The sequence below is a fragment of the Rhizobium sp. BK312 genome, from assembly GCF_014193605.1.
GTDB lineage: Bacteria > Pseudomonadota > Alphaproteobacteria > Rhizobiales > Rhizobiaceae > Rhizobium.
The window spans coordinates 68594-80988 of record NZ_JACHZP010000008.1 but is presented as its reverse complement, the minus strand read 5'-3'; the positions used below and the strand labels follow the sequence as shown (position 1 = coordinate 80988).

12 protein-coding genes, 1 tRNA gene and 1 pseudogene are annotated in these 12395 nt (G+C 59.0%); 2 read left to right on the top strand and 12 right to left on the bottom strand.

Annotated features, from left to right (window positions below; genetic code table 11):
- Positions 1-12: 12 nt before the first annotated feature.
- Genes FHT85_RS21885 through FHT85_RS21875 form a run of 3 tightly spaced genes read right to left on the bottom strand, consistent with a single transcriptional unit; the run spans position 13 to position 4799 of the window.
- Positions 13-1563, bottom strand: a complete 1551-nt coding sequence (locus tag FHT85_RS21885; protein ID WP_112410133.1) for a SpoVR family protein — start codon at positions 1561-1563, stop codon at positions 13-15.
- Positions 1563-2834 (bottom strand): YeaH/YhbH family protein, encoded by a 1272-nt coding sequence (locus FHT85_RS21880; protein WP_112335235.1) that lies wholly within the window; start codon positions 2832-2834, stop codon positions 1563-1565. The genes FHT85_RS21885 and FHT85_RS21880 overlap by 1 nt, the downstream gene beginning before the upstream one ends.
- Before the next feature lie 18 nt (positions 2835-2852).
- Positions 2853-4799: a PrkA family serine protein kinase gene (locus tag FHT85_RS21875; RefSeq protein WP_112335236.1), complete on the bottom strand. Its 1947-nt coding sequence runs from the start codon at positions 4797-4799 to the stop codon at positions 2853-2855.
- Between the two features lie 441 nt (positions 4800-5240).
- Here FHT85_RS21875 and FHT85_RS21870 point away from each other — a divergent pair.
- Together FHT85_RS21870 and FHT85_RS21865 are read left to right on the top strand one after the other, a co-directional pair.
- Positions 5241-5375 (top strand): annotated as a pseudogene (locus tag FHT85_RS21870) (IS3 family transposase); the annotation flags it as partial.
- A gap of 612 nt (positions 5376-5987) precedes the next feature.
- The gene (locus FHT85_RS21865; protein ID WP_183774317.1) at positions 5988-6227 is read left to right on the top strand and encodes a hypothetical protein; all 240 of its coding nucleotides are present in this window, start codon (positions 5988-5990) and stop codon (positions 6225-6227) included.
- A 210-nt stretch (positions 6228-6437) separates the two neighbouring features.
- On the opposite strand, the gene FHT85_RS21860 is transcribed toward FHT85_RS21865, so the two are convergent.
- The 9 genes from FHT85_RS21860 to murA form a co-directional block, all read right to left on the bottom strand.
- Positions 6438-6513 (bottom strand) — tRNA-Phe (locus FHT85_RS21860).
- 196 nt (positions 6514-6709) lie between these two features.
- A complete protein-coding gene (gene yacG, locus FHT85_RS21855) occupies positions 6710-6925 on the bottom strand; it encodes a DNA gyrase inhibitor YacG (protein ID WP_112410076.1) in 216 nt (71 codons plus the stop codon).
- A 5-nt stretch (positions 6926-6930) separates the two neighbouring features.
- Positions 6931-7551 (bottom strand): Maf-like protein, encoded by a 621-nt coding sequence (locus tag FHT85_RS21850; protein WP_112410077.1) that lies wholly within the window; start codon positions 7549-7551, stop codon positions 6931-6933.
- Positions 7552-7641: 90 nt separating this feature from the next.
- The gene (infA, locus tag FHT85_RS21845) at positions 7642-7860 is read right to left on the bottom strand and encodes a translation initiation factor IF-1 (protein WP_004117876.1); all 219 of its coding nucleotides are present in this window, start codon (positions 7858-7860) and stop codon (positions 7642-7644) included.
- A gap of 142 nt (positions 7861-8002) precedes the next feature.
- The gene (locus tag FHT85_RS21840; protein WP_015341223.1) at positions 8003-8485 is read right to left on the bottom strand and encodes a low molecular weight phosphatase family protein; all 483 of its coding nucleotides are present in this window, start codon (positions 8483-8485) and stop codon (positions 8003-8005) included.
- A 5-nt stretch (positions 8486-8490) separates the two neighbouring features.
- Complete coding sequence (locus FHT85_RS21835) at positions 8491-8964, bottom strand: UPF0262 family protein (protein WP_106998999.1); 474 nt, start codon at positions 8962-8964, stop codon at positions 8491-8493.
- 3 nt (positions 8965-8967) lie between these two features.
- Positions 8968-10266: a histidinol dehydrogenase gene (gene hisD, locus FHT85_RS21830; RefSeq protein WP_112410078.1), complete on the bottom strand. Its 1299-nt coding sequence runs from the start codon at positions 10264-10266 to the stop codon at positions 8968-8970.
- A 58-nt stretch (positions 10267-10324) separates the two neighbouring features.
- Positions 10325-10768 carry a DUF2948 family protein gene (locus FHT85_RS21825; protein ID WP_112410079.1) on the bottom strand — a complete coding sequence of 148 codons (444 nt, stop codon included), beginning with the start codon at positions 10766-10768 and terminating at the stop codon, positions 10325-10327.
- 333 nt (positions 10769-11101) lie between these two features.
- Positions 11102-12394: a UDP-N-acetylglucosamine 1-carboxyvinyltransferase gene (gene murA / locus FHT85_RS21820; RefSeq protein ID WP_112410080.1), complete on the bottom strand. Its 1293-nt coding sequence runs from the start codon at positions 12392-12394 to the stop codon at positions 11102-11104.
- Position 12395: the final 1 nt, after the last annotated feature.

Genomic DNA, 12395 nt, shown 5'->3' with positions numbered 1-12395 from the left:
GGATAGAGGTGTTTACGCCGCAAGCGCCGAAGACCGTGGATGCACAAGATGATCGCGCAGCACCGCGCCCGAGCGATCGACCTCTTGCATCAGCACGTCATAGCTCCAGAGATCGGCCAGATGCTGCAGCACGCGCTTGGCATCCATGTCGTCGAGCATCGCGCCGTTCAGCACCGTATGCTTGACCAGCAGCCGCCTATCGCCGGCAAGATCGACATCGACGATCTCGATATGCGGATCGATCCAGCCGACATCATATTGCCGTGACAGCTCGCGGCGGATACGCCGGTAGCCACGCTCATCATGAATGGCTGCAACCCTCAGCCCCTCTTCCTCCTCCGGATCGTCCGTCAGCTGGAACATGCGCATCTTGCGCATCAGGTGCGGGCTGAGGAACTGTGCAATGAAACTCTCGTCGCGATAATTGGCCCAGAGATCGCGCAGCACCGCCATGGCATCGCCTGTGCCGGCGATTTCCGGGAACCATTGGCGATCCTCTTCCTCCGGCTTCGTCACGATGCGCTCGATATCCTGCATCATGGCAAAACCGATCGCGTACGGGTTGAGGCCGGAATAACGGGGATCGTTGAAGGTCGGCTGGAAAACCACATTGGTATGCGATTTCAGAAATTCCAGAAAATCGCCGTCGCCGATGCCGCCAAGCTCGTGCAGCCGCGTCATGATGCGATAGTGCACATAGGTCGCCGTGCCCTCGTTCATCACCTTGGTCTGGCTCTGCGGATAGAAATATTGCGCGACATGCCGCACGATGCGGATGATCTCGCGTTGCCAGGGTTTCAGCCGCGGCGCCATCTTTTCCAGGAAATAGAGAATGTTCTCCTGCGGCAGACCGGCCAGCGCACGCCGGCGCTCCAGATCGAGATCCTGTGTCTTCTTGCCCGACCCGGCCGGAACCGTGCGCCAGAGATCGTTGAAGATCTTCTCGTCATATTCGCGCCGCTCGCGCTCGCGCTTCTCCTCGTCGCGCAGGTCCGGCGTCTTCTTGCCCGCATAGCGATGCACGCCATGCGACATCAGCGCATGCGCGGCATCCAGCGTGCGCTCGACCGCGGCGTGACCGTAGCGCTCCTCGCAGCGCGCGATATAGCTCTTGGCGAAGTTGAGATAATCGAGAATGCCTTCGGCATCGGTCCAGAGCTTGAAAAGATAATTGTTCTTGAAGAAATGATTATGGCCGAAGGCGGCATGCGCGATGACGAGCGCCTGCATCGTCGCCGTATTCTCCTCCATCAGGTAGGAGATACAGGGCGAGCTGTTGATGACGATCTCATAGGCGAGGCCGCGCAGGCCCTTGCGATAGAAAGCTTCGTGATGGGCGAAATGCTTGCCGAAGGACCAATGCTTGTAGAATAGCGGCATGCCGATCGAGGAATAGACGTCGAGCATCTGCTCGGCAGTGATGATCTCGATCTGATTGGGGTAGACATCGAGACCAAGCTCGCCAACGGCGATCTTCTCGCAGGCATCGTGAATTCGCTGGATGGTGGCGAAATCCCAGTCCGCGCCTTCGAAAAGCCGCTCCATCGATGCCTTCTTTGCCATCATCCGCTCCTTGTTTCCGCCGTCCGGCGCTGGAAGAGATCGTGGAAGACCGGATAGATCTGGCTGCGATCGCTGACACGCCGCATGGAAAGCACCGGCCATCCCGCCTGCAGCCGTTCGTAGAGCGACCAGATCGCCGAGCCGGACGAGATTGCGACGCTGCGCGATTCCCCCACTTCGAGATAGGCGAAATATTGGCAGACGGGCAGGATCTCGCTCGTCATCAGCGCTGCCGTCGTCGCATTGTCTGAATAGGCGTTGTCGCCGTCCGACGCCTGGGCGGCGTAGATGTTCCAGTCGGACGCCGGGAAGCGGTCACGCACGATCCGCCGCATCGCCTCGAGCGCGCTCGAAACCTGGGTGCCGCCGGTTGCAGGGCTGCGGAAGAAGGTCTCCTCGTCCACCTCCTCGGCGACGTCAGTGTGGCGGATGAAGACGATCTCCACACGGCGATACTGCCGGGTCAGGAAAATATAGAGGAGCATGTAGAAACGCTTGGCGAGATCCTTCATATGCTCGGTCATCGAACCGGAGACGTCCATCAGACAGAACATGACGGCCTGTGCCACCGGTTTCGGCTCGTTCTCGAAACGACGATAGCGGATGTCGATCGGGTCGATATAGGGAATGCGCCGGACCTTCGATTCCAGCCTCTTGATCTCTTCTTCGAGCTGTGCGCGGCGCTTCTCGTCCGTGCACTCCTCGGCCTCCTCGATGAGCTTTTCGACCGTTTCCGGCTTCGGGCGATGCAGCGCGACACGGCGCATCATCGCAAGCCGCATCGTACGGTTGATGGCGAGATTGGCGGGAGATCCCGTCACCGAATAGCCTGAGCGCACCGGGTTGATCTGATCCGCCGACATCAACCGCCGCTTGGCAAGATCGGGCAATTCGAGATCATCGAGGAAGAGATCGAGGAACTCATCCCGCGTCAGGATGAAGCGGAAGGCATCCTCCCCGGAGCCGTCACCACCGGCGCGACCCTTGCCGCCGCCACCTTCTGGCCGCGGCAGAACATCACCTTCGATGAAGTCCTTATTACCGGGAAGAATATGTTCCTTCAGGCCCTCTGGGCCACGATGGAACCGAGGTTCCTCGGTTCCATCCAGGGGAATGCTGACTTCGCCACCCTTCAGAATGTCCTGAATGTCGCGATTTTGAGAGGATTCATAGACCGCTCTCTGCACCAGCGCTTTTGCTCTTCGCAAAAATCGTTGACGATTTTCCAGACTTTTTCCGCCTGGGTTCAGGCGTCTGTCAACAATGTGCATTCCTTCTTCCTTGGTGGCTCATCCCGCCTGTTTCACACGCATGTACCATTCCACAAGGCGCCGGACCTGCCGTTCGGTGTAACCCCGCGCGACCATCCGCTCGACGAATTCGCCATGTTTCTTCTCCGTCTCGCCATCCTTCTTGGAACCGAACGAGATGACGGGCAGAAGGTCCTCGACCTGGGAGAACATCCGCTTTTCGATGACCTCACGGATCTTCTCGTAGCTGGTCCAGGACGGGTTCTTGCCGCCGTGGCTCGCTCGCGCCCGCAGGCAGAACTTGACGACCTCGTTGCGGAAATCCTTCGGATTGGCGATGCCGGCCGGCTTCTCGATTTTGGTGAGCTCCTGGTTGAGAAGCTCGCGGTCCAGAAGCTGGCCTGTATCGGGATCCTTGAAGTCCACATCCTCGATCCAGGCGTCGGCATAGTCGACGTAGCGATCAAAGAGGTTCTGTCCGTAATCCGAATAGGATTCCAGATAGGCCTTCTGGATCTCGTTGCCGATGAACTCCGCGTAGCGTGGTCCGAGTTCGCTCTTGATAAACTCGATATAGAGCTTCTCGGTTTCAAGCGGCAGCTGTTCCCTGCGGATTGCCTGCTCCAGCATGTACATCAGATGCACCGGATCGGCACCGACTTCTGTCGTATCGTAGTTGAAGGTCGCCGCCAGCACTTTGAAGGCAAAACGGGTAGAGGCCCCATCCATGCCTTCATCGACACCGGCCGTATCGCGATATTCCTGCACGCTGCGCGCTCTCGGATCGGTCTCCTTGAGGCTCTCGCCGTCATAGACCCGAAGCTTGGAGAACGCGGTCGAATTCTCGTGCTTGGAAAGCCGCGTCAGAACCGTGAAGCGGGCGAGCGTTTCCAGGGTCGACGGCGCGCAGGGCGCGTCGCTGAGCTCGGATTCCTCGATCAGCTTCTCGTAGATCTTCTGCTCTTCGGTGACCCTGAGGCAATAAGGCACTTTCACCACGCAGATACGGTCGATGAATGCCTCATTGTTCTTGTTCGCCTTGAATGTCTGCCATTCCGACTCGTTTGAGTGCGCCAGGATAATGCCGGAGAAGGGTATCGCACCGATATTTTCCGTACCAATGTAATTGCCTTCCTGCGTCGCCGTCAGCAACGGGTGCAGCATCTTGATGGGCGCCTTGAACATTTCGACGAACTCGAGAATGCCCTGGTTGGCACGGTTCAATGCGCCGGAGTAGCTATAGGCATCCGGATCATTCTGCGCGAGACTTTCGAGCTTGCGGATATCCACCTTGCCGACCAGCGAGGAAATGTCCTGGTTGTTCTCGTCGCCCGGTTCCGTCTTGGCGACGGCAATTTGCCGCAGCCTTGAGGGCTGTATCCTGACGACGCGGAAGCGGGAAATATCGCCTTCGAACTCTTCCAGCCGCTTGAGGCACCAGGGGCTCATAAGCCCGGTCAGACGCCGACGCGGAATGCCGTAGCGCTCCTCGATCATCGGCCCCATGGTGACGGGATCGAACAGGCTGAGCGGGCTTTCGAAGACCGGGCTCAGCTCGTTTCCGGCCTTCAGCACATAGATGGGATGAACTTCCATCAAGGATTTCAGCCGCTCGGCAAGCGATGACTTGCCGCCGCCGACAGGCCCGAGCAGATAGAGGATCTGCTTGCGCTCCTCCAGCCCCTGGGCCGCATGTCGGAAGAAGGCGACGATGCGTTCGATCGTCTCTTCCATGCCGAAAAAGCCCGAAAAAGCTGGATAAGTCCGGATGGTCCGGTTCATGAAAATACGCCCAAGCCTTGTATCCTTGGCCGTATCGATCAGCAGTGGTTCGCCCATGGCTGCCAGTAGCCGCTCTGCCGCATTTGCGTACATGAGCGGGTCGTCCCGGCAGGCTTCCAGGTATTCTGAGAATGACATCTCGACTTCGCGCCGTGCTTCAAAAGTACGGGCGAACGTGTTGAACAGAACATCGTTGTTTAACATGGCGCCTCGGTAGCTTGCTATTGCAATTAACGCCGGCTTTTACGAGATCACTTTATCCCGCCGTATCTAAAGTGCGGTATGACTCGCTTCGAATCAATAGGTGATCTGTCAATAATTCGTACGCTTGATTCCGAATGTCATCAATATCTTGATGGGATCATGCACCGAATTAATGAAACACAACCATAAGATGGTTGCGATCAAAACACCGCACGCAAAAATCTTCACTTCAATGACCAAGCATGCACGGCGGGCACTCATCCGAAAACGCGATCTGAACGAAGAATTGGTCGAAGCCAGCGTCGCGCTTCATTGTCCGCATGATTTGGGAGAAAAGATGGTGCCCAGCGCCGGAATCGAACCATTCTACCATTCGTAGACATTCTAGCATGTCATGTCGCAATTGTATCGATATCGCAGCCGCGCAGTTCCGATGCAGGCAGGGTCTACCGATCACGCAATGAAGCACGTCGGGACGTGTTCGATTACATCGAGATGTTCCACAAGCCGAAACGCAAACACGTCAGGAACGGGATGCTATCGCCTGTCGAGTTCGAGAAGCAGCAGAAAATCTGACACGAGATCTCTGCGAAACTCGGGGCTATTCAATCTCTCCCAATGACAGAGCCAAAACAGTAAGTTACCGCTAAAATTAACAATCAAAAATATTATGAAAATTTTCTAAAAAATGTGATAGTATGCCTAAATCCTAGAAAATAATTATAACAAGGAGCCGAAATGCAAAACGTTCTTATTGCCAACACAGTACGACGCTCGATGCGCATGCTGATAGAGACCTCTGTCTTAATCGCTGGTGCGGCGGCTATTCTCAGCCTCAGCCTTCCGTCAGTTCATCTTTGGTTGTGATCATGTCAAAACGTTCAAAGCGGTTCCAATGCCCCATCAGAGAGAAAACCGACACGGTCTTCCGTCCCATTACAACGGGTGACGTTGCCGCCCGGATCGAGAAGGCTGCAATGCTTAAGGCCCTACGGATCGAGCGCGATCGGCCAACGCGTCCTCAAACTGTACTTTAGCCGCCCCCTGAATCCGGAAGCATTCAATAGTTCTTTTAGGCGCTTCCAGCGCTAGGCTGGTTGAAAGGGATACCATGGAGCGTTTGCAACGCCTCTCCAATGGCACTCTGATGCCGAACGATTTGGCAAAGTTCGAATAGTGTTTAATGAGGTGGCAAAGCAGACATGGTTCGATCCCAATGACTATAGTAAGGAAGATTTTGCATCAAAGCTGATCGTTTTGTTTCAATGCGGCGGCATAGTCCGCCCTGATCAACTGACCAAGGTCGCCTTTCTTTTGGCGCTGAACGATTTCTGTCATGACATGCCGAACGTTCAGCGAGCGAAGCTGAAAGCTGCTTACAAACACTCTCCCTCCATCGGACGAGCGCCGTTGGCTATTCGGTTTTGAGCTGCGAGCCATGATCCTGATGATCGCGGAGGAGCTGGCCTCCGCCGCGCCCATCGAACCGCCGAAGGACCTGACCCCGAAGAGAGCATCGTTTGATAATTCTTCCGACTTGATAGTCGTATGGACGCAGAAGCGTACTCCACCCTCGTTCGGAGGTCGCCAGGACCGACCAGGCATCCGACAGAAGTGAAAAATTTCGAAAGTTGGTAGTGGTGCCCAGAGCCGGAATCGAACCAGCGACACGCGGATTTTCAATCCGCTGCTCTACCAACTGAGCTATCTGGGCATCCGTGCTTCGCGTCGAGAGAAGAGCCGTGAAAGGCGCTGGGCGGTTGGTTCACCCCGGAAGCGAGCGGGGTTATAGCATCTTGTTCGGCCATGTCCAGCCGCAAATGACTCTTTTTTGACAGGAAATCGAATTTTGCCAATTCGCGAACAAAATGAGGAGGTTCGCAACATCGAACCTCTTTGGAAAACCTCATTCAGTCCTGATCGGAGCCGTCGGCCTTCGTCTCGTCTTCGGTCACTGGGATGGCATAGGAGCCGTTGAGCCAGCGCGAAAGATCGACGGAACGGCAGCGATCCGAGCAGAAGGGATAGTGCTCGCGCACCGACTGGCGGCCGCATTCCGGACAGGGACGCGTCTTGCGCAGCGGCTCGACCTTCGAGCCAACCTTGATCTCTTCAGCCTTCGTCATCAGCTTTATCCTTCCTGCCATCCGGCGTGGACGTCGAATCCCTCGCCCGCGAGCAACAGCATGGTCTCATAAAGCGGCAATCCGACGACATTGGTGTAGGAACCGACGAGCTTTTGCACGAAGGAGCCTGCAAGCCCCTGTATGCCATAGGCCCCTGCCTTGCCCCGCCATTGTCCGGAGGCGAGATACATATCGATGTCGCGGCCGGAGAGCCGCTTGAAACGCACCTTGGTCTCGACGACCTTCTGGCGGGCCTTGCGGTCCGGCGTGATCAGGCAGATGCCGGTGTAGACGACATGGCCGCGGCCGGAGAGCAGATGCAGGGCTGCAGCCGCCTCGTCGACAAACTCCGCCTTCGGCAGGATGCGCCGTCCGACGGCAACGACCGTATCGGCCGAAAGGATATAGCTCCCCTGCCAGGCGGCATCGCTCTTGATAGCCGCAAAGGCTGCATCACCCTTCTCCGCCGAAAGCCGCCGCGCCAGCGAGCGCGGATGCTCCGCCTTCTTCGGCGTCTCGTCGATGTCCATGGGCATAAGGCGCGCGGGCTCGATGCCTGACTGATGCAGGAGCTCGACGCGACGCGGCGATCCGGAGGCCAGTATCAGCTTGTGTTTCAACGCCATCAGATCTCGACCTGTCATGCGGGAATGAGAGCCGGCTCCGGAGCATGATGCCGAAAAATGTCGGGGCATCCGGCTCCAGCGAGCGGCGCACTATTTGAAACGATAGGTGATGCGGCCCTTGGTCAGGTCGTAAGGGGTCATTTCCACCAGCACCTTGTCGCCGGCCAGAACGCGGATGCGGTTCTTGCGCATGCGGCCCGCGGTGTGGGCGATGATCTCATGCTCGTTTTCCAGCTTCACGCGAAAGGTTGCGTTCGGCAGGAGTTCGGTAACGACACCGGGAAATTCGAGGACTTCTTCTTTCGGCATTAAAGCTTCTTTTCCTGTCGGTTGAGGTCGGCGCCCGTGACAAAAAGGCTGGGTCGCCGGAAATTTGGGCGGAAACTACACAATCGCCGCGGTTTTGTGAACCACGTTGATAAGGGTTTCTGCATTTGTTTCACTTGCGGCTCTAAAGCGAACCACGATGTTCCACAAGCCTGCTCTCGATGAGACCGAGAAGATAGTCCCTTACGCCGCGATAGGCATCGAGAATCTGCTCGCGCGTTCCGTCCGTGGCGGAGGGGTCTATCGTCGGCCAATAGATAACGTCGACGGCATTGGCTCGCGTCAGTTCCAGCGCGGCGTGATGCGCCTCGGGAGAGAGCGTGATGATGACATCGAAGAAATCGTCCTCCAGCTCCTCCATGGTCTGCGGCTGGCGCCGGCCGAGCGAAAGCCCCATCTCGGAAAGCACGACATCGACGAAGGGATTGCGCTCGCCGGCACGCACGCCGGCCGAGGCGATATAGGTGCCCTGCGGCAGCATCTGCCGAGCGATCGCTTCGGCCATCGGCGAACGGATGGTATTCAGACCGCACATGAAGAGGATGGCACCGGGGGATTTGCCCCCGGACGACCTGCCATTGTGCTCGATCGCCTGCGGCTCGTCCATGGCAATCACCCGCGCCAATAGAGCACGCAGACGAGCGTGAAGAGCCGGCGCGCCGTGTCGAAATCCACGCTGATCTTGCCGTTCAGCCGGTCCATCAGCGTCTGCGAGCCTTCGTTGTGGATGCCGCGCCGGCCCATGTCGATCGCTTCGATACGGCTTGGCGTGGCCGAGCGGATCGCCTCGTAATAGCTCTCGCAGATCATGAAATAATCCTTCACGATCCGGCGAAACGGCGTCAGCGACAGAATATGGGTGGCGACAACGCCGCCATCTTCCATGCGGATGTCAAACACCAGCTTCTGGTCGACCAGCGAAAGATTGAGCAGATAGGGCCCGCCCTCATGCCCGACGGGCGTGAAGCTGTTTTCCTCGATCAGGTCGAAAATGGCGACCGCGCGCTCGTGCTCGACATCGGGCGTCGAACGGCCGATCGTGTCGTCGAGGACCACATCGCTCAGCCGGAAGACGCCCTTGGCCATGCCTTACCCCTCGAGATTGAGGCGGATCGCGACCGATCGCGCATGTGCATCCAGCCCCTCGGAATTGGCAAGCGCGATCGCCGCCGGCCCGAGTACACGAAGCTGATCCGGCCCAAGCCGGAGGATCGAGGTGCGCTTGACGAAATCGAGCACGGAAAGACCCGAGGAAAAGCGCGCGGAGCGGGCCGTCGGCAGCACATGGTTCGAGCCGCCAACATAATCGCCGATCACCTCCGGCGTATGACGGCCGACGAAGATCGCGCCGGCATTGCGCACGCCGGCAAGCAGCGGCTCGGGGTCGTCGACCGCGAGTTCCAGATGCTCGGCGGCGATCCGGTTGGCAAGCGGAATGGCCTCCTTCAGATCGGAGACCAGAATGACCGCGCCGAAATCCCGCCAGCTCGCTGCCGCCGTCTGCGAGCGGCTGAGCTGCTTCAGCTGCCGCTCGACCGCCGCTTCCACGGCTCTGCCGAACTCGGCATCGTCGGTAATCAGGATCGATTGAGCACTTTCGTCATGCTCGGCTTGCGCCAGCAGGTCGGCGGCGATCCAATCCGGATCGTTGTTCTTGTCGGCAATGACGAGTACTTCGGAAGGGCCGGCGATCATGTCGATGCCGACGGTGCCGAAGACCTGGCGTTTGGCTGCGGCAACATAGGCATTGCCCGGGCCGGTGATCTTATAGACCGGCTCGATCGTCTCGGTACCGTAGGCAAGGGCCGCGATCGCCTGCGCGCCGCCGATACGGTAGATTTCCTCGACGCCGGCCATGCGGGCGGCGGCAAGCACGGCCGGATTGACGGCGCCATCCTTGGTCGGCACGGCAATGACGACGCGGTCGACACCGGCGACCTTGGCCGGCACGGCATTCATCAGCACCGAGCTCGGATAGCTAGCCGTACCGCCGGGCACATAGAGGCCGACGGCCTCGATCGCCGTCCAGCGCGATCCCAAGCCGACGCCGAGATCGTCCTCATAGATATCGTCCTTCGGCATTTGCCGGCGGTGATGCGATTCGATGCGCGTGGCGGCGACCTTCAGCGCGCCCAGGACCTCGGCCGGAACGGCGGCAACGGCCGCATCGATCTCGGCTTCGGTGACGCGCATCGGTGTCACGGCGAAATCGATGCCCTCGAATTTCTTGGAATAGTGAGCAAGGGCGGCATCGCCCCGCGCCCGCACATCGTCGATGATGCTGCGCACCACCGCATTCACATCCTCGGACACTTCCCGCTTGGTCGTCAGGAATGCGGCGAACTGCTGCTCGAACCCTTCCGACGCCTGATCCAGCCAGATAGCCAAACTGATATTCCTCTTTCACTGCGGCCGCCTGCGGCGGCAAAAATCCAACCGTCGCTGCCTATTTGCCCGCGTCGGGATGTCGAGGCTTATGGGCCGTTTCCCATGCGCCGCCGATATCCGCAAGCTGGGCCTCGATGCATTCGACATCAAGCGCAATCGTGGCGTTGGCAGCAAGGGCAAGCTCGATCGTGCCGTCAGGCCCCTCGCCCTTCTGCTCGAAGCGGATGGCAAGCAGCGACAACACCTCATCATGCTTGCGCCGGTCGATGCCGCTGGAGCGGACTGCCTTGACGCGCTTGAACACCAGCGCGGAACGATGGCGTTCGTAAGGCTTGCTGCGCTGATCCGACTGCTCCCACGCGAAACGGTTGGCCGCGAGCGAAAACTGCTCCTGCTTCGGCGCAAAGGACATGTCGCCGACCTTGAAGACGCTATCCTGCATATAGGCAGAGATGACATCCAGGTCCTCGGTGTCGAGTGCCATTAGCTTGAGATCGCTCATTCGTCCTTTTATCCCTAATCGCGCCAATAGAGCGTTTCTGCTTTTCTTCGAATCGCGAAAACGCTCTATCCTTTGTACTTACGCAATTCCGGACGGAAAACCGCTACGCACTTTTCCTGGAATTGCTCTAGACCGCCCGGCAAGCACGATTGCCGAAGTTTCTCCATTCTGGACATAAAATGCGAGCGCAAAAGACGCAACCGAAGAAAGCGGGGTTGTCCGCTCTCTTCTCGCCGATGGATGGAAATAGGCTGGATCCCGCAAAATGCTGTCGCGCTTTTGCGACAGCGGGATGCAAAAACCGGAGCGCTGCTCGGGGGGAGCGCGACGATCTTAGTCGCTGATGCGCTCGACCACCGCTCCGCAGCGCGTTAGCTTGTCTTCGAGCCGCTCGAAACCGCGATCGAGGTGATAGATGCGCGACACCAGCGTCTCGCCTTCAGCGGCAAGGCCGGCAATCACGAGCGAGACGGAGGCCCGAAGGTCGGTCGCCATCACAGGCGCGCCCTTCAGCTTCTCGACGCCTTCGACGCGGGCGGTCTGACCGGAAAGCGAAATCTTGGCGCCGAGGCGGGCGAGTTCCTGCACATGCATGAAGCGGTTTTCGAAGATGGTCTCGGTGATATGCGAAATGCCCGAAGAGCGGGTCATCAGCGCCATGAACTGCGCCTGCAAGTCTGTCGGGAAGCCGGGGAACGGATCGGTGACGACGTCGACCGGCTGGATACCGCCGCCATTGCGCATGACGCGGATGCCGTTATTGGTCGGCGAAACCGTGGCGCCGGCGCGGCGCAGGCTTTCGAGCGCGGTGTCGAGCAGGGCGACATCGGTGTTTTCGAGCGTGACGTCGCCGCCGGCCATGGCGACGGCCATCGCATAGGTGCCGGTTTCGATACGGTCGGGCAGCACGCGGTGACGCGCGCCGGAGAGCGAGGTGACGCCCTCGATGGTGATCGTGCTGGTGCCGGCGCCGGAAATCTTGGCGCCCATGACGATCAGGCAGTTGGCGAGATCGACGATTTCAGGCTCGCGGGCGGCATTGCCGATGATCGTGGTGCCGCGGGCAAGCGTGGCGGCCATCATCAGCACATGCGTCGCACCGACGGAAACCTTCGGGAAGTCATAACGCGCGCCGATGAGGCCGCCCTTCGGCGCGGTGGCGTTGATATAGCCGCCGTCGATTTCCATGGTGGCGCCGAGCGCCTGCAGGCCTTCGATGAAGAGATCGACCGGACGCGTGCCGATGGCGCAGCCGCCCGGCAGCGACACACGCGCCTGGCCCTCGCGGGCGAGCAGCGGCCCGATGACCCAGAAGCTCGCGCGCATCTTGGCGACCAGCTCATAGGGTGCGGTCGTATCGACGATGGTGCGGCAGGTGAAATGGATCGTACGGGAATAGCCGTCTTCCTGGCGCTCACGCCGGCCGTTGACAGCGACATCGACACCGTGATTGCCGAGGATGCGCATCAGCAGCTCGACATCGGCCAGATGCGGCACGTTTTCAAGCGTCAGGGTATCGCTGGTCAGAAGCGAGGCGATCATCAGCGGCAGCGCGGCATTCTTGGCGCCGGAGATCGGAATGATACCGTTGAGCTCGTTGCCGCCGACAATCCTGATACGATCCATA